Below are 20,181 nucleotides of genomic sequence, written 5' to 3' on the forward strand. Positions count from 1 at the left end.
GTCCGCCGCCGGACCGCGAAACAGGTTAGAGAGATAATGGCTGACGAACAGAACACTCCCAACGGTAGCGCCAACGACAGCGCCGATGAAAACCGTCTGATCGCCGAGCGCCGCGCCAAACTGGCGGCCTGGCGCGAACAGGGCGCGGCTTTCCCCAATGACTTCCGCCGTGACGTGCTGGCCGCCGATCTGCAGGCGCAATACGGTGATCTGAGCAAGGAAGAGCTCGAAGGGCGGGACATCCAGGTGGCGGTGGCCGGCCGCCTGATGCTGGACCGCAAGGCGTTCAAAGTGCTGCAGGACATGTCCGGGCGGATCCAGATCTACGCCAGCAAGGACGTGCAAAAAGACACCAAGCACTGGGATCTGGGCGACATCGTTGGCGTGCGCGGCAAGCTGTGCAAATCCGGCAAGGGCGATCTGTACGTGATGATGGACGACTACCGTCTGCTCACCAAGGCGCTGCGGCCGCTGCCGGAAAAACACAAAGGCCTCACCGACACCGAGGCCCGTTATCGTCAGCGTTATGTGGACCTGATCGTCAACGACGACAGCCGCCGCGCTTTCCAGATCCGCTCGCAAGTGGTGGCCGGTATCCGCAATTATCTGGTGGCGCAGGGCTTCATCGAAGCGGAAACGCCGATGCTGCAAGTGATCCCCGGTGGCGCCACGGCGCGGCCGTTCATCACCCACCACAACAGCCTGGACCTGGACATGTACCTGCGCATCGCGCCGGAACTGTACCTCAAGCGGCTGGTGGTGGGCGGCTTCGAGAAGGTGTTCGAGATCAATCGCAACTTCCGAAACGAGGGCCTCTCCACCCGGCATAACCCGGAATTCACCATGCTGGAGTTCTACCAGGCCTACGCCGGCTACCAGGACCTCATGGACCTCACCGAGGACATGCTGCGCACCCTGGCGCGGGACGTGCTGGGCACCACCGAGATCCAGTACCAGGGCGAGGTTTATGATTTCGGCAAGCCGTTCGCGCGGCTGTCGGTGTTCGACTCGATCCTCCAGTTCAACCCGGATATGGACGCCGCCGAGCTGGCCGACGAGCAGGGCGCCCGCCGTATCGCCGAAGGGCTGGGCATTCCGCTCAAGCCGATCTGGGGCCTGGGCAAGGTGCAGATCGAGATTTTCGAGAAAACCGTGGAGCACCGGTTGAAGGACCCCACCTTCATCACCGACTACCCCACCGAAGTGTCGCCGCTGGCCCGGCGCCGGGATGACAACCCGTTCGTCACCGAACGCTTCGAGTTCTTCGTCGGCGGCCGCGAGATCGCCAATGGCTTCTCCGAGCTCAACGACGCCGAGGACCAGGCCGAGCGCTTCAAGCAGCAAGTGGCGGAGAAGGAAGCCGGCGACGACGAGGCCATGTTCTTCGACGAGGACTACATCACCGCCCTGGAGCACGGCCTGCCGCCCACCGCCGGCGAGGGCATCGGCATCGACCGGCTGGTGATGCTGTTCACCAATTCGCCGTCGATCCGGGATGTGATCCTGTTCCCGCACATGCGGCCCCAGGGGCGTTGACAGCCAGCGGGGCGGCTGGCTGTGGTCACGAAGCGTTGCAAAGTGAGGCCTTACTAAGCTTACACCTGCTGGTAAGCTGGAATGGCCATCATTAGCAGAATAACGAGTCGTCCTATGACCACGACCATTCAATACCAAGGCCGCAAGGCCCGCCGCGCCGGCAGCGAACAGCGCCGGCGCGCCATTCTCGAGGCTGCCCTGACCATCATCGTCCGCGACGGTATCCGTGCCGTGAGGCACCGGGCCGTGGCGCGCGAGGCCGATGTGCCGCTGTCCGCCACCACCTACTATTTCAAGGATATCGGCGATCTGATCGCCGACACCTTCACGCTGTTCGCGGAACGGGCCCTCAGTGATGTGATCGGGCCGTTCCGGGATCAGGCCTTCGCGCTGATCCGGCAGCTCGACGGCGCGCCGATCAATAACGCCGAGCAAAGGAGCCAGTTGATTGACCAATTGGCGGATCTGACCACGCGCTTTATCCTTGATGAGCTGCAGAACCGGCGCGAGCACCTGATCGCCGAGCAGGCGTTCCTGCAGGAAGCGATCCTGGACCAGCGGCTGCGGGAGCTGGCGGACCTTTATTTGCAGCAGCAAACGGATATTCTGGTGGAGGCCTGCCGGGCCTTTGGCTCGGACAAGCCGCAATTGGACGCGGAACTGATCCACGGCCAGATCATGGTCATCGAGGTGCGTCTGCTGGCGCACCCCGAATGGGTGGACGAGTCGTCCCTGCGTAACCGGACACGACATTTATTGGACAGGTTGGTACCCCATGTCTGACGCCAAGGCCGCCCTGGAACCGGGGTGGATGAACGTCCTCGCGGCGGAGTTCGACAAGGATTACATGGTGCGTCTGCGGGCGTTCCTGCGTGAGGAAAAGCAAAAAGGCGAGACCGTGTTCCCGCCGGGCCCGGACATCTTCCGGGCCTTCAACGATACCCCCTTCGAGGACGTCAAGGTGGTGATCCTGGGCCAGGATCCGTATCACGGGCCGGGCCAGGCCCACGGCCTGTGTTTCTCGGTGCAGCCGGGCGTGCGGGTGCCGCCGTCCCTGGTCAATATCTTCAAGGAAATCGAACGGGATCTGGGCATTCCCGCCCCCGATCACGGCAATCTGGAGCCCTGGGCCAAACAGGGCGTGCTGTTGCTCAACGCGGTGCTTACCGTGCGCGCCGGCCAGGCCGCCTCCCATCAAAAGCAGGGCTGGGAAGAGTTCACCGATCAGGCCATCGACCACATCAACCGCGAGCGCGAGGGCGTGGTCTTCATGCTGTGGGGCAGCTACGCGCAAAAGAAAGGACGCCTGATCGACCGTCGGCGCCACTGCGTGCTGACCGCGCCGCACCCGTCGCCACTGTCGGCGCATCGCGGTTTTCTCGGGTGCGGCCATTTTTCCCGTGCCAACCAGTATTTGATTCAACAGGGCAAGACCCCGGTGGATTGGGCCCTTTAACGGCTTTTTGCAACACCCGGGGGCTTTCCATGGTTTGATACTTTTCAGATCGACGGTTTCTCCAATCGATTCTTTTTCTATCGGGATTTCTATCGGAAAAAGGAGCCCGTGCCGGCATGACCGACACCGTTCAGTTTCAGGAATTGCCCACCGCCTCCGGCCATGTGATTGGCCGCGCCACCCTTAACGCCCCCGCCGCTCTCAATGCGCTCAGTCTGGAGATGATCGAGTCACTGAGCCGGCGGCTGGACGACTGGCAAAACCGTGACGACATCGTCGCGATCTGGCTGGAAGGCGCTGGTGACAAGGCGTTTTGCGCCGGCGGTGATGTGGTGGCCCTGCACCGGGCCATGGTGCGCCACGCGGGCAAGGACCGGAACCCGGAAGTGGAGGCTTACTTCGCCGCCGAATACCGGCTCGACTACCGCCTGCACCGCTCGCCGGTACCGGTGATCTGCTGGGCGGACGGCCTGGTGCTCGGTGGCGGCATGGGCCTGATGCAAGGCAGCACCTTCCGGCTGGTGACGGCAAACAGCCGGCTTGGTATGCCGGAAATCAACATCGGTCTGTACCCGGACGTGGGCGCCAGTTGGTTCCTCAATCGCCTGCCGGGCCGTACCGGTTTGTTTCTGGGCCTCACCGGCGTTCATCTCGATGCCCGTGACGCGTTGGATCTGGGGCTGGCGGACCGCTGCCTGGACCAGGACGCGGAGCACCTGCTGGACGATCTCGGCGGCCAGAGCTTCACCGGCGAGCGCGCCGCCGACAACTCCCTGCTGTTTCGTTTCTTCCGCGACGCTGCCCACTATCCGCTGCAGTTGGACGGCGCCGTCAGCGCGCGCCGTAATCTTATCGACCGTTGGTGCGACGGCGCTGACTTGCCGGAAGTGGTGGATACCCTGCTGGCGGCGAAGGAGTGCGACAGCTGGCTGGACAAGGCCCGCGCCAACCTCACCGGCGGTTGTCCGCAAACCGCTTTCCTGGTGTGGGAGCAACTGCGCCGGGCGCGTTATCTGTCGCTTGAGGATGTGTTCCGCATGGAATGGACGCTGTCGGTGCAATGCGCGCTGCACGCGGATTTCCGTGAAGGCGTGCGCGCGCTGCTGATCGACAAGGACGGCAAACCGCGCTTCCGCCACCGCAGTGTGCATGAGGTGCCGGCGGGGTACATCGACACTTTCTTCAAAAACCCGGCGCCGCAGCATCCGCTGGCGGATTTGTAGGCTCCAGGAAGGTTCGCCTGCAGGGCAGGCTCCTACAGCGGCTTCGTCAGCGAGTTTTTTGTAGGAGCCTGCCCTGCAGGCGAACCGCCCCATAAATACCAGTGATAATGAGTATGCCCGCATTGCGCTGGTGCCCCGCGCCGCCGGGCGTTAGGGTTAGGCTCCTTCTTCGTTCCAAGCAGGGAGCTAGGCATGTCTTTCCAGCATTACAGCTTGATTCAAGCGCCCATGGCCGGCGGTATCAGTGGTGCCCGTTTCGTCGCCGAAGCGAGCCGGGCCGGCGCGCTCGGTTCGGTGGGCGCCGGCTATTTGAGCGGCGCCGCGATCCTCGAGTCGGCCCGGGGGGTGCGCGACGCCGGCGGCGATGCGTTCGCCATCAATCTGTTTATCCCGCCGTCGCAAACGCCGGACGCCGAACAAGTGGTAAACGCAAAGGCGGCGCTGCGTTCCTGCTATGCCGCCGCCGGCGTGGCCATGCCGGAACAGTTCGCGCCGCTGCCGTCTTTTGACGAGCAGTTTGAAGCGGTACTGGAAGCGCGGCCGGCGGTGTTTTCCTACACCTTCGGCCGTCTGCCCAGGGATCGCATGGACGCCTGCCGCGCGCGCGGTATCGTCCTGGTGGGCACCGCCACCAGCGTGGCGGAAGCGCAAGCGCTGGCCGAGGACGGCGTCGATGCGGTGGTACTGCAAGGCGAGGAAGCCGGCGGCCATCGCGGGAGCGTCGACCCGCTGGCACCGGGCATGGCGCTGGACGCTCTGCTGGCGGCCTGCCGGCAAGCGGTGTCGCTGCCGTTGATCGCCGCCGGCGGTTTGATGGACGGCGCTGACATGGCGCGGGTGATGCGTGCCGGTGCCGCCGCCGCGCAACTGGGCACGGCGTTTCTGCGCTGCCATGAAGCGGACACGGCGGAAGTCTGGAAACAACGGCTGGCGGACGCCGGCCCCGGCGCCACCGGCGTCACCCGCGCGGTGTCCGGCCGCTGGGCACGAGGTCTGGCCAACGCCTGGATGGATGAGCGCGCCCCCCAGGACATTGCCCCCTACCCGGAACAACACCGCCTGACCTCCCCCTTGCGCAAAGGCGCCGGCGCCGATTGGAAAAGCCTCTGGGCCGGCACCGGCGCGCACCGTTCCCGGGAGATGCCGGTGGCGGAGTTGGTGCGGACGCTGGAAGAAGAATGGAAAAGCAGTTGATAGTTGACAGTGGACAGCGAAAAACAAAATTAGCCGCTGTGGGAAGCTTGCCTGCAAGCGAATGGGGGTTCGCTTCAGCGTTTGGCAATATTCGCCTGCAAGCAAGCTCCCACAGAAAGGAAAGATTGATCCGAGAGAAAAGAGGCCGCGTCCAGGGTTTAGGCGCGGCCTTTTGGTTTATAAAGATGAAAAAATAATGGAGCAGTGCCAGAACTCGAAAGTTGTGAATTCGCAAATAGCCTTTGCAAGATCGCAAAGTGTGCTTTGGTCCAGTCTTTATCGCTGTCAACTGTCCACTGTCAACTGCTTTTGTTGTCCACTATCAACTGTCAACTTTCTTCGGTAGCTCATAAGGCAAATCGAGCGACGTTACGTTCAGCGCCTGATCATCAGCGAACAACTCTCCTTCATGGTCCAAACGCACCACCGCGAGCAGGCGGGGGGTGGGTTCGCCGCGGGCGCTGTCGACCACTTCGCCGACGGCGCGGCCGTCGGTGTTGCGCAGAGGTTGTCCCGGGGAGAGGGGCGGGCCGTTGTAGGTGAAGGCGGCCATGCGTTGCTTGAGCTTGCCCTTGAAGTGCATGCGCGCCACCACTTCCTGGCCGGTGTAGCAGCCTTTGTTGAAGCTGACGCCGCCGAGCAGGTCGTAGTTGAGCACCTGGGGCAGGAACAGATCCTCGCCGCCGGGGTAGATCTGGCCTTCGCCGGCGCCGATATCGAGAAAACGCCAGCCCTCGCCGTCGACCGGGGTGCGGCTTGCCCGCTTAAGTTGCGCCCGGCTCAGTTCCGCCAGGGCGTCGTCAGCGCCGATCACCAGCAATTGCTCGGTGAGCGGATAACGCAGCAGGGTCAGGCCATCATGGTGGCGGCCGTGGCCTGCTTCCGGCAGCGGCAGGCCGGTTTGCTCCAGCGCTCCGGCCAGTCCGATCACGCGCAGATCCTCCGCCACTTCAAACGTCACCTTGGCGCGCAGGCGGTATTTTTCCAGGCAACGGATCACCGTCTCGGCCATGGTCGCCGGGCACAGGATCAGATAGCCCTGGTCATCGCGGATCAGGCGCAGGCTCACCAGGCCCCGGCCTTTCAGCGACAGATGCATGGCGGCATGGTGCTCGCCCTGGTCGATCCGTTGCAGGTCACAGGTGAGTTGCCCTTGCAGATAGGACCCCGCTTCCTCGCCGCGCACCCGCACCACCGCCAGATGGTCGCAGATCGCCAGGGCCGGTGTGGTAACGCCGCCGTTGGCGGGGGAGAGTTCAGCGATCAAAGAAGACCAAGCGCTCATAGTGTTCCCGGTTGTTGGCTGGTCACACATGATAGGGAATCGGGGTGGGTGCTGTCAGCCGAAGAGCCTGTTTAAGGTCTCTACGCCGCCGCGTTGCCGCTGGAAAAGCCGCCAGACGACGTCATGGACTGCAGGCTCTGGTGGGTCCAAAGTCAAAGGCCGGGGCGTCGTCTGGCGGCTTTTCCAGCGCAACCCGAAGGGCCGGGCCCCTTTTTCCGCCAGGCCGCGATTACGCTTGTTTATGTAGAATGACTACACCGCACAATCGGAATCACGACCTGACGAAAAAATGAACTCCGGCGCGGTGGCGTAGAGACCTTAAACAGGCTCTTACCATATCGCCGGAACGTCGCCTGACATACAATTGCTCGCCTGCAATCGTATTGGGGAAAGACATGTCGCTGGCCGATCTGAAACGTCGTTATCGCTGGCAGTGCCGTCGTGGCGCTTCCGAGGTGGAGGTGGTGCTGTACGGCTATCTGGATCATCACTTCGAGCAGGATAGCGAGGCCAACCGGGCGCTGTTCCCGAAACTGCTGGAATGCGCGGACGTCGACATGCTGGAGTGGTTCACCGCCCGTTCGGAACCGCAAGACCTGGAGTTGCGCGCCTATGTCCGGCACATACTCGGCCTCGTTTCCACCCCGTCTTGAGCTGGGTCCTTCGGCCTGGCCGCGCCGTCTGCGCCTTGCCGCTTTGCTGATTGCCGCGCTGGCGCTGTGGCACAGCGCGGTGCCGGCGTGGGCCTTGCCGCCGCTGCTGGTAGGGCTGGCCTGGGGGTTGTGGCAGTGGACGCCGCCGCAGGTGAGGGCGGTGGCGGTGACCGCCACGGAAGTGACTCTGGTGTTGGAAAATGGGGATCTGGAGGATCGGGGTTCGGAAGGGCACAGGGTCACGGTGACGGCGCCGTTCCGCGCCTGGACGCCCGGGTCCTGGCTGGCACTGCGCTGCCCCGGCCGGGGCTGGGTCTGGATCTTCGCCGACCAGGCCGGGGAGGCGGCGCTCACGCCGCTGCGTCAGGTGCTCTGGCTCAATCGGCGGCGCTGACCGGCGAAAGGGCGCCCTCGTGCAGGGGGCTGTTGTCCGGCACCAGAACGCTGTCACGTGGCGGATCCTGGGGGCCGGGAAACTCGCGCATGAAATGCAGGCCCCGGCTTTCCCGGCGCTGCAGCGCCGAGCGGATGATCAGGTCGGCGATCACCACCAGGTTGCGCAGCTCCAGCAGATCGTTGCTGATGTGGTAGTTGCTGTAATAGTCGCTGATTTCCTTCTGCAGCAAATCCACTCGGTGCTGCGCCCGCTCCAGCCGTTTGACCGTACGCACGATGCCCACGTAGTCCCACATGAAGCGCCGCAACTCATCCCAGTTGTGGCTGATCACCACGTCTTCGTCGGAGTCGGTGACCAGGCTGTCGTCCCATTCCTCGGCGCCGCGCGGCAGCGGCAGACCGGCAAGGTGCTCGCTGATGTGGCGGGCCACGGAGCGGCCGTACACCAGGCATTCCAGCAGGGAATTGCTGGCCATGCGGTTGGCGCCGTGCAGGCCGGTGAAACTGGTTTCGCCCAGCGCGTACAGACCGGGCAGGTCGGTTTCGCCGTTCTCGTTGATCATCACCCCGCCGCAAGTGTAATGGGCCGCCGGCACCACCGGGATCGGATCGCGGGTGATGTCCAGACCCAGTTGCAGGCACTTGGCGTAGACGGTGGGGAAGTGCTCGATGATGAAATCCGCCGGCTTGTGGCTGATGTCCAGATACAGGCAGTCGGCGCCCAGGCGCTTCATCTCGTGGTCGATGGCGCGGGCCACCACGTCCCGTGGCGCCAGTTCCGCCCGTTCATGGAAGCGCGGCATGAAACGTTCGCCGTTGGGCAGCAGCAGTTTGCCGCCTTCGCCACGGATCGCCTCGGTGATCAGGAAGCTCTTGGCCTTGGGGTGGTACAGGCAGGTGGGGTGGAACTGCATGAATTCCATGTTCGCCACCCGGCAGCCGGCGCGCCAGGCCATGGCGATGCCGTCGCCGGTGGCCACGTCCGGATTGGAAGTGTACAGGTACACCTTGGAGGCGCCGCCGGTGGCCAGCACCACCGAGCGGGCCAGAATGACATCGGTTGCGCCGCTGCGGATATCGTGCACATAGGCGCCGCAGCAGCGCCGCTCGCCATTGTGCACCTGGGTGATCAGGTCCACCGCCACCCGGTGTTCGAACCGTTCCACATTGGTTTTTTCCTTGACGCGGTCGATCAGCGTGCTGGAAATCGCCACGCCGGTGGCGTCGGCGGCGTGGATGATGCGCCGGTGGCTGTGGCCGCCTTCGCGGGTCAAGTGGTAGGGCAGGGGCGCGTCCTGGCCGCCGGGCATGCGGGTGAAATCCACCCCTTGTTCAATCAGCCAGCGGATCGCTTCCGGGCCGTTTTCCACGGTGAACCGCACCGCGTCGTCGTGGCACAGGCCGGCGCCGGCCACATGGGTGTCCTGGACATGGCTGTCCATGGAATCGGATTCATCCAGCACCGCCGCCACGCCGCCCTGGGCGTAATAGGTGCTGGCGTGGGTCAGTTCACCCTTGGAAAGCAGTGCCACGCGGGCATCGTCGGGCAGGCGCAGGGCCACGGTCAGGCCGGCGGCGCCGGAACCGATGATCAGAACGTCGTAATGAAAGGTTGCCATAGCTATCCGCGGTTATCCGCGCCGCCGGCTCGACACCGTGACCGGGGACGATACGCAAAGCGGCGGATTATGGAGGTGAATTGTTGAACCATTGTGAAAACCGGCCATGTTCAGGGAGGCCAGTATAGCGGTCCAGGTAACTCCTGTTACAATACCGCGCTTCAATCCTGGCTGGCGGCGCCGAATTCGCTCCGGCACGGCCAGGGCAAGGCGAAGAACGCGACGTTCCGGGGGGCACAGTGCTTCTGCAACACCAGCTCACGACGGGAAAAACAGGGCCATCGGCGCCTGGTCGGTATGCGCCGCGCGTGCCGTGCCGACGGGATGCCGCCGCTCGTCTTGCCACGACCACCCCGAAGGAGTGCTAGGTGTCCGACGAACAGTTGGTCAAAAAAGCCAAGATTGGTGATCAGCGCGCCTTCGAAGTGTTGGTACTGAAGTACCAGCAACGCATTTTCGCTCTCATCAGCCGTTACGTCCGCGACCAGGATGAGGTCCAGGACGTGGCTCAGGAAGCCTTTATCAAAGCCTGGCGCGCCTTGCCGCGGTTCCGCGGTGACAGTGCCTTCTATACCTGGCTTTACCGCATCGCCGTCAATACCGCCAAGAACCATCTGGTGGCCCAGGGGCGCCGTCCTCCGGGCACCGACCTGGATGCCGCCGAGGCGGAACAGTACAGTGGTGCGGAAATCCTGCACGAGATTGGAACCCCTGAGTCCCATGTGTTGTCTGAGGAGCTGGAGGCAGTAATCCACCGGGCCATCGAGGCACTGCCCCAGGAACTCAAGACCGCCGTGACCCTGCGTGAATTCGAGGGCCTCAGCTATGAGGACATCGCGGTGGTCATGGAATGTCCGGTGGGAACGGTGCGTTCGCGCATCTTCCGGGCTCGGGAAGCCATCGACGAGGCGGTGCGGCCCCTGCTAGGGTCGCAACGTGGAGACAAAGGGTGAGGTCATGAAACGGGACTTTGAAGTGTTGTCCGCCCTGCTGGACGGTGAAACCAATGAATTCGAGACGCGGCGGGTGCTGCGGGATCTGGATACGCTGGATGAGAGCGATCTGGATACCCTGGCCCGTTGGCAACTCACCCGTGATGTGATGCATGGCCAGGCGGTTCGGCCGGTGCCATCGTCCTTTAACGCGCGTCTGTCCGAGGCGCTGGCGGCGGAATCGGCGCCGGCGCGCCGGTCCGGCCTGGTGGGTGGTTTCGCCCGGGTGGCGGTGGCCGCCTCCGTGGCCGCGGCCACCGTGGTGGGCTGGCAGTACTGGAGTGGGCCCTCCGGCTCTTCCCTGTCTTCCGGCGCGCCGCAAAACACCCTGGCCGCCAATGATCAGCGCATGAGCCGTCCGTTCGGCGATCTTTCGCTGGTGTCGCAAAGTGCCCGTGGCGGTGCCGGCGCGGTGCCGGTGCAGGTCAACGCGGCCCAGCCGCGGGTCAACGCCATGCTGATGCGGCACAGTGAGTTCGCCGCGCGCCACAGCGGGCAGGGCATGATGCCTTATGCCCGTCTGGTGAGCATGGACGCCCGCAACGGAGCACGCTAACGAATGCTGCGAACCCTCGCTTTTGGTCTGACCCTGATCGCGCCGCTGCCGGCGCTGCTGCTCGCCCCGCCGGCCTCGGCTCAGGAAGCCCCCGCGGCGACCCTGCTGCAATCCATGTCCGAGGCGTCCCGGCAACTCAACTATAAAGGCCGTTTCCTCTATCAGTTTGGTGCCGAAGTGAGCACCATGGAGGTGAGTCATGCGGTCTTCGACGATCATCAATATCAGCGTCTGACCCATCTCGACGGCCGCCTGGTGGAAGTGCTGCGGCGTGGACCGGAACTGGTTTGCCTGCATTCCAACGGCACCCTGACCCGGATCTCCGACGACGCCGACGGCTCCCCGCTGGAATTCCAGGACCGGCTGGCGAGCGCCATCCCTTCCCAGTACAACGTTCTCCTCGACGGTGACGGCCGCGTCGCTGGCCGATCGACCCTGCGCGTGCGCGTGGCGCCGCTGGACAACCACCGTTACGGTTACCGGCTGTGGCTGGATGACGAAAGCAAACTGCTGCTGAAGTCGGAAATGGTGGATGGCAACGGCCTGGCGCTGGAGCGAGTGGAATTCGTCACCCTGGATTTGAGTCCCGGGCTGCAACGGGCAGACTTCGATGTGCCCGAGACCCACAGCGAACGGGCCCTGGAAAACGTGGCGTCTTCCCGGCCCGGTAATTTCGTCATTGAGGCGCAGTGGCTGCCCGGCGGTTTCGAGGCCGTGGATCAGGACTGGCGCCGTGTCGACACGGTGGCGGATCCGGTGGCGGCACAGAGTTACAGTGACGGTCTCGCCACCTTCACCGTTTTCGCCGAAGCCACCGACGGCGCCAGCCCCGAAGAGGGGGTCAGCCGGGTCGGTCCCACCGTGGCGATCAGCCGCCACACCCAGAACGGGCCAGTTACCTTCCTTATGACCCTGGTGGGTGAAATCCCCCAGCCCACGGCCGAACGGGTCATGCAATCAATACAGGTCTCCACGGCGCAATGATCGAGGAGCACGGGCGCGTGGTGGCACGGGAGCCCGGCGCGATCTGGGTGGAAACCGTGCGGGCCGGTGTCTGTGATGCCTGCCAGGCCCGTAAGGGCTGCGGCCATCGTCTGATCAATCAAAGCGGCGGGCAGCGTGCCCGTCTTCGCGTGTTGACCCGCGACACTTTCCAGGACGACGAGGAAGTGGTGGTGGGCATTCCCGAAGGCGCTTTGCTGCGCGGTGCTCTGTGGGTTTACGCTTTACCCCTGGTTTTACTGTTTGCGGGCGCTTTGCTCGGCGGCGCCTTGCCGTTGCCGTTCGACGGCGCCGCGCTGTTCGGGGTGCTGGGCCTGCTGCTGGGTTTCATCATCAATCGTTGGCGCGATCGCGGTGATCGCGGCCGGGCGTATCAACCAACGGTCCTGCGCCGCCGTCCGGTGCGGGAGGATGGGGCGGTCAGGATCGTTTCGCCATAACCGCTGTCAGCACAAGACACACTAGACTCCATCGATGCACAGGGAGCTTTCCATGGGAATGATTCAACACTATTTGTTGCCGCCGCTGCTGGCGGTGGGGCTGGTGATCGCCGGTTGCGGTGGTTCGGAGCAACAACAGGCGCCGGCGGAACAGCCCAAGGCGGCCTCGCCAACCCAGGCGCAGCCGTCTTCCCAGCCGCTGGTCACCGGCCTGCCGGACTTCACTGCGCTGGTGGAGAAAGAGGGCCCGGCGGTGGTCAACATCAGCACCGTCACCCACCGTGACGCCAGCGACCGGCAACAGCAAATGGAGCAGCTGCCGGAATTCTTCCGCCGCTTCTTCGATGAATTCGGCGGCGGCATGCCGGAACAGGAGGACGTCCGCTCCCTGGGCTCCGGCTTCATCATCTCCAGCGACGGCTATGTGCTGACCAACAATCACGTGGTCGCCGACGCCGACGAAATCGTGGTGCGCCTGCAGGACCGCCGGGAGCTGGATGCCGAACTGGTGGGCGCCGATGAGCAGAGCGACCTGGCCCTGCTCAAGGTGGAGGCTTCCGACTTGCCGGTGGTCAACATCGGCTCCTCCGAAAATCTCAAGGTGGGCGAATGGGTGCTGGCCATTGGCGCGCCGTTCGGCTTCGACAGCTCGGTGACCGCCGGCATCGTCAGCGCCAAGGGGCGCAGCCTGCCATCGGACAACTATGTGCCGTTTATCCAGACCGACGTGGCCATCAACCCTGGCAACAGCGGCGGGCCGTTGTTCAATCTGAACGGCGAAGTGGTGGGTATCAATTCCCAGATCATCAGCCGCTCCGGCGGTTACATGGGGCTCAGCTTCGCCATCCCCATGGACATGGCCATGGATGTGGTGGAACAGCTCAAGGACACCGGCAAGGTGAGCCGGGGCTGGCTCGGCGTGCTGGTCCAGGAGGTGGACCGGGATCTGGCCGAGTCCTTCGGCCTGGAGCGGCCCATGGGGGCGCTGGTGGCCCAGGTGGTGGACGGCTCGCCGGCCGCCGCCGCGGGTTTGCAACCCGGTGACGTGATCATCGAGTTCGATGGTCATCAGATCGAGCGTTCCGGTGACCTGCCGAAGGTGGTCGGCACCATCAAGCCGGACAGCGAAGTAGACCTGACGGTGATGCGCGACGGCGGCAAGAAAGACTTGTCCGTGACCGTGGGCCAATTGCCCGAGGATCCGCGCCAGGCCGCCGCCGGCGGTGGTGGCGAGGATGCCCAGGGCGGCGTGCTCGGCCTGCAGGTGCGCGACGCCAGCGCCGCCGAACTGGCCCGCGCCAAGACCGATCACGGTGTCGTCGTCGCCAAGGTGGAAGAGGGCCCGGCCCGCACCGCGGGCGTTCGCAGCGGCGATATTCTGGTGTCTCTCAATAACCAGCCGGTCAAGGACATCGACGCCTTGCAGGACATCGTCAAGAACCTGCCCGAGCAGGGCACCGTGCCGGCCCTGGTCAACCGCGGCGGCAACGCCCGCTTCATCGCCCTCAAGCTGGGGCAGTGATCATCGCGGTCCTTTCCATTCCTTTCCATGGACGAAAGGACCACGATCGGCCTGCCTGATGCGGTTTATGGCGCCCGGCGACCAACAACTTTGGTTGCCGGGTGCATAATCCGCTAGAATCGCCCTCCATCGTTTCGTTCCCTGGCGGCAATTTGTGACCGACATTACCCATATTCGCAACTTCTCCATCATCGCCCACATCGATCACGGCAAATCCACCCTGGCGGACCGCTTCATCCAGACCTGTGGCGGCCTCAGCGATCGGGAACTGAAGGAGCAGGTTCTCGATTCCATGGATCTTGAGCGCGAGCGCGGCATCACCATCAAGGCGCAAAGCGTGACGCTGCACTACACCGCTCGCAATGGGGAAACCTACCAGCTCAACTTCATCGATACCCCCGGCCACGTGGACTTCTCCTACGAGGTGTCCCGCTCGCTGTCGGCCTGCGAGGGGGCCTTGCTGGTGGTGGACGCCGCTCAGGGGGTGGAAGCGCAGTCGGTGGCCAACTGTTACACCGCCATCGAGCAGGATCTGGAAGTGCTGCCGGTACTGAACAAGATCGACCTGCCGCAGGTGGAACCGGAACGGGTGATCGAGGAAATCGAGGAGATCATCGGCATCAACGCCATGGACGCCTGCCGGGTATCGGCCAAGACCGGTGTCGGTATCGATGATTTGCTCGAGCAACTGGTGGAGCGCATCCCGGCACCGGAAGGGGAGCGCGGCGGCCGTTTGCAGGCGCTGATCATCGATTCCTGGTTCGACAACTACATGGGCGTGATCTGTCTGGTGCGGGTCAAGCACGGCCGCCTCAAGAAAGGCGACAAGATCGTGGTCAAATCCACCGGCCAGACCCATGTGGTGGACAGCCTGGGGATTTTCACTCCCAAACGCACCGAAACCCGGCATCTGGAAGCCGGCGAGGTGGGCTGGGTCAGCGCCACCATCAAGGACATTCACGGTGCGCCGGTGGGCGATACCCTGACCCACGCCAACAGCCCGGACGTGCCGGCGCTGCCCGGCTTCCAGAAGGTCAAACCGCAGGTCTACGCCGGCATGTTCCCGGTCTCCGCGGACGACTACGAGGACTTCCGCGACGCGCTGTCCAAGCTGGCGTTGAACGACGCCTCCCTGTTCTACGAGCCGGAAACCTCGGACGCGCTGGGCTTCGGCTTCCGCGTCGGCTTCCTCGGCATGCTGCACATGGAGATCATCCATGAGCGGCTGGAACGGGAATACGACATGGACCTGATCACCACGGCGCCCACCGTGGTGTACGAATTGATGCTCAGTGACGGCAGCCTGCTGTACGTGGACAACCCGTCCAAGCTGCCCGAAGGCAACAAGATCGAGGAATTCCGCGAGCCCATCGCCCGCGTCAATATCCTGGTGCCGCAGGAATACGTGGGCAACGTGATCACCCTGTGCGTGGAGCGCCGCGGTGAGCAGAAGGGCATGCAGTACCTGGGCAAGCAGGTGTCGTTGGTGTACGACATTCCCATGGCCGAAGTGGTGTTGGATTTCTTCGATCGGCTGAAGTCGGTGAGCCGGGGCTTCGCCTCCCTGGACTACGCCTTCGAGCGTTTCCAGGCCACCAAACTGGTGCGGGTGGACGTGCTGATCAACGGCGACAAGGTCGATGCGCTGGCGATGATCTGCCACCTGGATCAATCCGCCCATCGCGGCCGGGTGCTGATCGAGAAGATGAAGGAACTGGTGCCCCGGCAGATGTTCGACGTGGCGATCCAGGCCGCCATCGGCAGCAAGATCATTGCCCGCCAGACGGTGAAGGCGCTGCGCAAGAACGTCACCGCCAAGTGTTACGGCGGTGACGTGTCTCGTAAGAAGAAGCTCCTCCAGAAACAGAAGGAGGGCAAGAAACGGATGAAGCAGGTGGGCAACGTGGAAATTCCCCAAGAGGCCTTCCTTGCCGTGCTGAAGGTGGATGACTGATGGATATAGATATTGGCTTCTGGTTGACCCTGGCGCTGCTGGTCACCGTGGTGGTATGGATACTCGACCGGCTGTTTAAACTGCGTCAGAGAGGCGGAAGTCTGGGCAGCACGGTGGAGACTTCGAATTCGTTGATTTCGGTGTTCTTCGTGGTGCTGGTGATCCGCTCCTTCGTGGTGGAACCGTTCACCATCCCCTCCGGCTCCATGCTGCCGACCCTGGAAGTGCACGACTTCATTCTGGTCAACAAATTCGCCTATGGGCTGCGCCTGCCGGTGACCAACACCAAGATCCTGGAGACCGGCGAACCGGAGCGCGGTGATGTGATGGTGTTCAAATTTCCGGAAAACCGTGCTCAGAATTTCATCAAACGAGTGATCGGTCTCCCCGGTGATGAAGTGGAAGTGCGTGATAATGTGGTGTACGTCAACGGTGAAGCGGTGCGGCGCGACCTGATCAAAAACGGTAGCAACAGTCAGGCGTGGCGCCGTGAGTATATCGAGGTGCTCGGCGAACATTCGCATCTGATTCGCCAGGAAGGCCCGGTCAATCCGTACACCGGAGACAAGGTCATTCCCCGCAACACCCAGGGCAAGTGGCAGGTACCCGAGGGGGAGTACTTTGTCATGGGTGACAACCGGGATAACAGCAACGACAGCCGTTTCTGGGGCTTCGTCCCCGAGAATCTGGTGGTGGGCAAGGCGTTCCTGATCTGGATGCACTGGGAACCGTTCTTCTCGCTGCCCAGCTTCTCCCGCAACGGCGCGATCGACAAAGTGGAGACATAACAACATGAAAGGGCGCGCACGTCAGGGGGGGCTTTCCCTATTGGGTTGGATCGTGGTGCTGATCGTTCTGGCGGTGTTCGGCACCGCCGCGTTCCGCATGGTGCCGGCGTATATGGAGTACAACACCATCAAATCGGCGACCGTTTCCTTGCTTGGCGACAGCAAGACCGCGCTGATGTCGGAGCGGGAAATCCGCGACGCGCTGAGCAAGCGTTTCATCATCAATCAGGTCAATGCGATCACCGCCAATGACCTGGTGGTGAGTAAGGAAGGCGGCCGTGTTTCGGTGGCGGTGGATTACGAAGTCCGTGAGCCGCTGTTCTACAATGTGTCCGTGGTGATGACGTTCCAGGACACATTCAGCAAATCGGCGGCGCCGTGATCGAACACCGTGAGCGTTTGGAAAAGGCCCTGGGCTACCGTTTCAGCGATGGGGAGCGGCTGGAACTGGCGTTGACCCATCGCAGCGTCAGCCGGCGTCACAATAACGAGCGGCTGGAATTCCTCGGTGACGCCCAGCTCAGCCAGATCATTTCCACCGAACTGTTCCACCGTTTTACGGACGCGGCGGAAGGGCAACTGACCCGCATGCGCGCCTCGCTGGTGCGTGGCCAGACCCTGGCGGAAGTGGCCCGCGAGCTGGGTCTGGGGGAATACCTGATTCTGGGCGGCGGTGAGCTGAAAAGCGGCGGCCACCGGCGTGACTCCATCCTGGCCGATACCCTGGAAGCGCTGATCGGCGCCATGGTCATTGATGGCGGTGAAGACGCCTGCCGCGAAGTCGTGCTGAGCTGGTTCGAAGCCCGGCTGGCGGCGATCAGCCCGCAGAGCGTGCGCAAGGACGCCAAAACCCGCTTGCAGGAATGGCTGCAGGCGCGCAAATATGAATTACCCGTCTACGGCGTGCTGTCGATCAGCGGCCAGGCGCCGAAACAATCCTTCGAGGTGGAATGCGAACTGAGTGGCTTGAAGAAAACCTTCCGTGCCAGCGGCCCGAGCCGCCGGCGTGCCGAGCAGCAGGCCGCGGAGCAGGCTCTGGAGTGGCTGGAGCAGACCTATGAGTGAATCCCGTCGCTGCGGTCTGGTGGCGATCATCGGCCGCCCCAACGTGGGCAAATCCACGCTGATGAACCATTTGATCGGCCAGAAGGTGAGTATCACCTCGCGTAAGCCGCAGACCACCCGTCACCGTATCCACGGCATTCTGACCCGGGACGACTGCCAGATCGTGTTCGCCGATACCCCGGGCATCCATACCGGCCAGCAACGGGCACTCAACCGGGCCATGAACGAAGCGGCCATGTCGGCGTTGTCCGATGTGGATGTCATCTGTTTCATGGTGGACAGCGACAAGTGGAATGAAGGTGACGAGCACGTACTGTCATTGCTGGCCCGGGCCGGCGACATTCCGGTGATCCTGGTGGTCAATAAAGTGGATCGCCTGGACGACAAAGCCGCCATGCTGCCGTTGCTGGACAAACTCAACCAGCGTCACGATTTCGCCGAAGTGATTCCGGTGTCCGCGCTGGGCGGACACAACCTGGACGTGTTGGAACAGGCGCTGGTTTCCCGCTTGCCGGAAGGCGATTTCTGGTTCGACGAGGACCAACTCACCGATCGCAGCCTGCGTTTCATGGCGGCGGAAATCATCCGCGAAAAAGTGGTCCGGCAACTGGGTCAGGAAGTCCCCCATCAGGTCACCGTGGAAATCGACCTGTGGGAGGACGGACCCCGTGTCACCGACATCGCCGCCACCATTCTGGTGGAACGGCGCGGGCAGAAAAAAATTCTCATCGGCGATAAAGGCGAGCGCATCAAGAGCATCGGCACCCAGGCCCGCCGCGACATCGAAAACCTGATCGAGCGCCGCGTCATGCTCAATCTGTGGGTGAAGATCAAGGCTGGCTGGTCCGATGACGATCGCGCCCTGCGTTCCCTGGGCTATGACGACTCGCGACAATCCTGACGGCGCCAACGGCCTCGAACCGGCCTGGCTGCTGCATCGCCGGCCGTTCCGCAACACCAGTCTGATTCTCGACCTGTTCCTGCCCGGCGGCGGCCGGGTCGGCGCGGTGGCCCGCGGTGGCCGTCGTAACCCGGCGCTGGCGCCGTTCGTGCCGCTGTGGGTGCAATTGCAGCAGGGCAGCGGCGAACTCCATACCCTGCGTCAGGTGGAACCGCGCGGCGTGGCCGTCGCCCTGAGCGGTAACGCCTTGTATTGCGGCTTCTACCTCAACGAGCTGCTGGTACGCTTGCTGCACCGCGACGATCCTCATCCGGACCTGTGGCCCGCCTACGAACACACGTTGAACGAGCTGAAAGGCGACACGCCCCTGGATGTGTCCCTGCGCCGTTTCGAAATGGTGCTGCTGGAAGAGGTGGGCTACGGCCTGGTGCTCGAACACGATGGCGAAGGGCAACCGCTATCGCCGGAACTGCGCTACGGCTGGGTGCCGGACCTGGGGCTGATACCCAACAAAAACGGCCACTCCGGCGCCGACCTGCAAGCCCTGGCCGAAGACCACTGGAGCCCGGCGGTCCGCCGCATGGCCAAACAACTACTGCGCGAAGCCCTGGCGCCACACCTGGGCGGAAGACCGCTGAGGAGCCGCGAATTATTTCGCGGCACCAGCTAACAGCAAAAAAACGATTTTTAGCCGCTGTGGGAGCTTGCCTGCAAGCGAATGGGGTGCGCTCGGGCGTTTGGCAATATTCGCTTGCAGGCAAGCTCCTACAGTGGCTAAAGACCACCTGTTTTTGTTTTTCGCTTTTCGCTGCCAACTGTCCACTATCAACTATTCTTTATGATTTCCCGCATTTCCCGCACCGCCTCATGCAGGCCGCTGATGACTGCCTGGGCGATAATGGCGTGGCCGATGTTGAGTTCGTTGATGCCAGGGATGGCGGCGATGTCGCGGGTGTTGTGGTAGTGCAGGCCATGACCAGCGTTGACGATCAGTCCGGCGTTCAGACCCAGTGCCACGCCTTCTCGTACCCGTTCCAGTTCCGCCAGCCGTGCCGCTTCGTTGGTGGCGTCGGCATAATGCCCGGTGTGGATCTCGATGGCCGGGGCGCCACAGCGACGGGCTGCTTCGATCTGCGTGGCGTCGGCGTCGATGAACAAGGACACTTCGATGCCCGCTTCGCCCAGGCGGTCGCAGCAGGCCTTGATCCAGGCTTCGTTAGCGGCCACGTCGAGACCGCCTTCGGTGGTCAGTTCTTCCCGTTTCTCCGGTACCAGACAGCAATGAGCCGGACCAATGCGGCGGGCGATGCCGACCATCTCCTCGGTGGCCGCCATTTCCAGATTCATGCGGGTTTGTAGTGTTTGCGCCAGCAGCTCTACATCACGATCCTGGATATGGCGCCGGTCCTCGCGCAGGTGCACCGTGATCCCGTCGGCCCCCGCCTGCTCCGCCACCAGCGCCGCCTGCACCGGCTCCGGATAACGGGTGCCGCGGGCCTGTCGCAGCGTGGCGATATGATCGATATTGACGCCGAGAAGAACGGAAGAAGGCATGGGGATGAGTACCGTGGGTTGGAAATGAACCGATATGATAACGGA

General features: G+C 63.3%; 22 protein-coding genes. 19 read left to right on the plus strand and 3 right to left on the minus strand.

Going from position 1 to position 20,181, the window contains the following annotated elements; all coding sequences use genetic code 11:
- Positions 1-36 precede the first annotated feature (36 nt).
- The 6 genes from lysS to B5T_RS23010 all read left to right on the plus strand — a co-directional run bounded on the left by lysS (position 37) and on the right by B5T_RS23010 (position 5,606).
- Entirely contained in the window at positions 37-1,536 is a 1,500-nt protein-coding gene (gene lysS / locus B5T_RS07450) for a lysine--tRNA ligase (protein WP_014993876.1), read from the plus strand.
- 114 nt (positions 1,537-1,650) lie between these two features.
- Complete coding sequence (locus B5T_RS07455) at positions 1,651-2,319, plus strand: TetR/AcrR family transcriptional regulator (protein WP_014993877.1); 669 nt, start codon at positions 1,651-1,653, stop codon at positions 2,317-2,319.
- A complete protein-coding gene (gene ung / locus B5T_RS07460; protein ID WP_041716932.1) occupies positions 2,312-2,992 on the plus strand; it encodes a uracil-DNA glycosylase in 681 nt (226 codons plus the stop codon). Before B5T_RS07455 ends, ung begins: the two co-directional genes overlap by 8 nt.
- Before the next feature lie 116 nt (positions 2,993-3,108).
- On the plus strand, positions 3,109-4,215 hold the full coding sequence (locus tag B5T_RS07465) for an enoyl-CoA hydratase/isomerase family protein (RefSeq protein ID WP_014993879.1): 1,107 nt from the start codon (positions 3,109-3,111) through the stop codon (positions 4,213-4,215).
- Positions 4,216-4,407: 192 nt separating this feature from the next.
- Positions 4,408-5,409, plus strand: a complete 1,002-nt coding sequence (locus B5T_RS07470; RefSeq protein ID WP_014993880.1) for an NAD(P)H-dependent flavin oxidoreductase — start codon at positions 4,408-4,410, stop codon at positions 5,407-5,409.
- Positions 5,394-5,606, plus strand: a complete 213-nt coding sequence (locus B5T_RS23010) for a hypothetical protein (protein ID WP_148279225.1) — start codon at positions 5,394-5,396, stop codon at positions 5,604-5,606. Before B5T_RS07470 ends, B5T_RS23010 begins: the two co-directional genes overlap by 16 nt.
- 125 nt (positions 5,607-5,731) lie before the next feature.
- Here the strand turns inward: B5T_RS23010 and ygfZ are convergent, their stop codons facing one another.
- Positions 5,732-6,694: a CAF17-like 4Fe-4S cluster assembly/insertion protein YgfZ gene (gene ygfZ / locus B5T_RS07475; protein ID WP_014993881.1), complete on the minus strand. Its 963-nt coding sequence runs from the start codon at positions 6,692-6,694 to the stop codon at positions 5,732-5,734.
- A gap of 395 nt (positions 6,695-7,089) precedes the next feature.
- On the opposite strand from ygfZ, the gene B5T_RS07480 reads away from it, so the two are divergent.
- Both B5T_RS07480 and B5T_RS07485 read left to right on the plus strand, forming a co-directional pair.
- On the plus strand, positions 7,090-7,347 hold the full coding sequence (locus B5T_RS07480; protein ID WP_014993882.1) for an FAD assembly factor SdhE: 258 nt from the start codon (positions 7,090-7,092) through the stop codon (positions 7,345-7,347).
- Positions 7,307-7,741 carry a hypothetical protein gene (locus B5T_RS07485; RefSeq protein WP_014993883.1) on the plus strand — a complete coding sequence of 145 codons (435 nt, stop codon included), beginning with the start codon at positions 7,307-7,309 and terminating at the stop codon, positions 7,739-7,741. Before B5T_RS07480 ends, B5T_RS07485 begins: the two co-directional genes overlap by 41 nt.
- On the opposite strand, the gene nadB is transcribed toward B5T_RS07485, so the two are convergent.
- Positions 7,725-9,362, minus strand: coding sequence for an L-aspartate oxidase (gene nadB / locus B5T_RS07490; protein WP_014993884.1), 1,638 nt, complete (start codon positions 9,360-9,362; stop codon positions 7,725-7,727). The two genes, B5T_RS07485 and nadB, sit on opposite strands and share 17 nt — an antisense overlap.
- Positions 9,363-9,730: 368 nt before the next feature.
- Between nadB and rpoE the strand changes: the two genes are divergently transcribed.
- The 11 genes from rpoE to recO all read left to right on the plus strand — a co-directional run bounded on the left by rpoE (position 9,731) and on the right by recO (position 19,252).
- Positions 9,731-10,315, plus strand: a complete 585-nt coding sequence (rpoE, locus tag B5T_RS07495) for an RNA polymerase sigma factor RpoE (RefSeq protein ID WP_014993885.1) — start codon at positions 9,731-9,733, stop codon at positions 10,313-10,315.
- A 4-nt stretch (positions 10,316-10,319) separates the two neighbouring features.
- Positions 10,320-10,910, plus strand: coding sequence for a sigma-E factor negative regulatory protein (locus B5T_RS07500; RefSeq protein WP_014993886.1), 591 nt, complete (start codon positions 10,320-10,322; stop codon positions 10,908-10,910).
- A 3-nt stretch (positions 10,911-10,913) separates the two neighbouring features.
- On the plus strand, positions 10,914-11,894 hold the full coding sequence (locus B5T_RS07505; RefSeq protein ID WP_014993887.1) for a MucB/RseB C-terminal domain-containing protein: 981 nt from the start codon (positions 10,914-10,916) through the stop codon (positions 11,892-11,894).
- Positions 11,891-12,352, plus strand: a complete 462-nt coding sequence (locus tag B5T_RS07510) for a SoxR reducing system RseC family protein (protein ID WP_014993888.1) — start codon at positions 11,891-11,893, stop codon at positions 12,350-12,352. Before B5T_RS07505 ends, B5T_RS07510 begins: the two co-directional genes overlap by 4 nt.
- Before the next feature lie 52 nt (positions 12,353-12,404).
- Positions 12,405-13,874, plus strand: a complete 1,470-nt coding sequence (locus tag B5T_RS07515) for a DegQ family serine endoprotease (protein WP_014993889.1) — start codon at positions 12,405-12,407, stop codon at positions 13,872-13,874.
- Positions 13,875-14,028: 154 nt separating this feature from the next.
- On the plus strand, positions 14,029-15,828 hold the full coding sequence (gene lepA, locus B5T_RS07520; RefSeq protein WP_014993890.1) for a translation elongation factor 4: 1,800 nt from the start codon (positions 14,029-14,031) through the stop codon (positions 15,826-15,828).
- A complete protein-coding gene (gene lepB, locus B5T_RS07525; protein WP_014993891.1) occupies positions 15,828-16,616 on the plus strand; it encodes a signal peptidase I in 789 nt (262 codons plus the stop codon). Before lepA ends, lepB begins: the two co-directional genes overlap by 1 nt.
- 4 nt (positions 16,617-16,620) lie before the next feature.
- Positions 16,621-16,998 (plus strand): DUF4845 domain-containing protein, encoded by a 378-nt coding sequence (locus B5T_RS07530; protein WP_014993892.1) that lies wholly within the window; start codon positions 16,621-16,623, stop codon positions 16,996-16,998.
- Positions 16,995-17,681 carry a ribonuclease III gene (gene rnc / locus B5T_RS07535; protein WP_014993893.1) on the plus strand — a complete coding sequence of 229 codons (687 nt, stop codon included), beginning with the start codon at positions 16,995-16,997 and terminating at the stop codon, positions 17,679-17,681. Before B5T_RS07530 ends, rnc begins: the two co-directional genes overlap by 4 nt.
- On the plus strand, positions 17,674-18,582 hold the full coding sequence (gene era, locus B5T_RS07540) for a GTPase Era (protein WP_014993894.1): 909 nt from the start codon (positions 17,674-17,676) through the stop codon (positions 18,580-18,582). The genes rnc and era overlap by 8 nt, the downstream gene beginning before the upstream one ends.
- Positions 18,560-19,252 carry a DNA repair protein RecO gene (gene recO, locus B5T_RS07545; protein ID WP_014993895.1) on the plus strand — a complete coding sequence of 231 codons (693 nt, stop codon included), beginning with the start codon at positions 18,560-18,562 and terminating at the stop codon, positions 19,250-19,252. Before era ends, recO begins: the two co-directional genes overlap by 23 nt.
- A 155-nt stretch (positions 19,253-19,407) precedes the next feature.
- Here recO and pdxJ read toward each other — a convergent pair whose 3' ends face one another.
- On the minus strand, positions 19,408-20,136 hold the full coding sequence (gene pdxJ, locus B5T_RS07550; protein WP_041716933.1) for a pyridoxine 5'-phosphate synthase: 729 nt from the start codon (positions 20,134-20,136) through the stop codon (positions 19,408-19,410).
- Positions 20,137-20,181 lie beyond the last annotated feature (45 nt).

The organism is Alloalcanivorax dieselolei B5, assembly GCF_000300005.1.
GTDB lineage: Bacteria > Pseudomonadota > Gammaproteobacteria > Pseudomonadales > Alcanivoracaceae > Alloalcanivorax > Alloalcanivorax dieselolei.

What these genes read in the sequence shown, in the direction of transcription:
- B5T_RS07455 (WP_014993877.1), top strand. Translation starts at nt 1,651, where the DNA reads ATGACCACGACCATTCAATACCAAGGCCGCAAGGCCCGCCGCGCCGGC.
- pdxJ (WP_041716933.1), bottom strand. Translation starts at nt 20,136, where the DNA reads ATGCCTTCTTCCGTTCTTCTCGGCGTCAATATCGATCATATCGCCACG.
- nadB (WP_014993884.1), bottom strand. Translation starts at nt 9,362, where the DNA reads ATGGCAACCTTTCATTACGACGTTCTGATCATCGGTTCCGGCGCCGCC.
- B5T_RS23010 (WP_148279225.1), top strand. Translation starts at nt 5,394, where the DNA reads ATGGAAAAGCAGTTGATAGTTGACAGTGGACAGCGAAAAACAAAATTA.
- B5T_RS07500 (WP_014993886.1), top strand. Translation starts at nt 10,320, where the DNA reads ATGAAACGGGACTTTGAAGTGTTGTCCGCCCTGCTGGACGGTGAAACC.
- ygfZ (WP_014993881.1), bottom strand. Translation starts at nt 6,694, where the DNA reads ATGAGCGCTTGGTCTTCTTTGATCGCTGAACTCTCCCCCGCCAACGGC.
- B5T_RS07485 (WP_014993883.1), top strand. Translation starts at nt 7,307, where the DNA reads ATGTCCGGCACATACTCGGCCTCGTTTCCACCCCGTCTTGAGCTGGGT.
- lysS (WP_014993876.1), top strand. Translation starts at nt 37, where the DNA reads ATGGCTGACGAACAGAACACTCCCAACGGTAGCGCCAACGACAGCGCC.
- era (WP_014993894.1), top strand. Translation starts at nt 17,674, where the DNA reads ATGAGTGAATCCCGTCGCTGCGGTCTGGTGGCGATCATCGGCCGCCCC.
- B5T_RS07515 (WP_014993889.1), top strand. Translation starts at nt 12,405, where the DNA reads ATGGGAATGATTCAACACTATTTGTTGCCGCCGCTGCTGGCGGTGGGG.
- B5T_RS07465 (WP_014993879.1), top strand. Translation starts at nt 3,109, where the DNA reads ATGACCGACACCGTTCAGTTTCAGGAATTGCCCACCGCCTCCGGCCAT.
- ung (WP_041716932.1), top strand. Translation starts at nt 2,312, where the DNA reads ATGTCTGACGCCAAGGCCGCCCTGGAACCGGGGTGGATGAACGTCCTC.
- B5T_RS07480 (WP_014993882.1), top strand. Translation starts at nt 7,090, where the DNA reads ATGTCGCTGGCCGATCTGAAACGTCGTTATCGCTGGCAGTGCCGTCGT.
- B5T_RS07505 (WP_014993887.1), top strand. Translation starts at nt 10,914, where the DNA reads ATGCTGCGAACCCTCGCTTTTGGTCTGACCCTGATCGCGCCGCTGCCG.
- B5T_RS07510 (WP_014993888.1), top strand. Translation starts at nt 11,891, where the DNA reads ATGATCGAGGAGCACGGGCGCGTGGTGGCACGGGAGCCCGGCGCGATC.
- lepB (WP_014993891.1), top strand. Translation starts at nt 15,828, where the DNA reads ATGGATATAGATATTGGCTTCTGGTTGACCCTGGCGCTGCTGGTCACC.
- B5T_RS07530 (WP_014993892.1), top strand. Translation starts at nt 16,621, where the DNA reads ATGAAAGGGCGCGCACGTCAGGGGGGGCTTTCCCTATTGGGTTGGATC.
- B5T_RS07470 (WP_014993880.1), top strand. Translation starts at nt 4,408, where the DNA reads ATGTCTTTCCAGCATTACAGCTTGATTCAAGCGCCCATGGCCGGCGGT.
- recO (WP_014993895.1), top strand. Translation starts at nt 18,560, where the DNA reads ATGACGACTCGCGACAATCCTGACGGCGCCAACGGCCTCGAACCGGCC.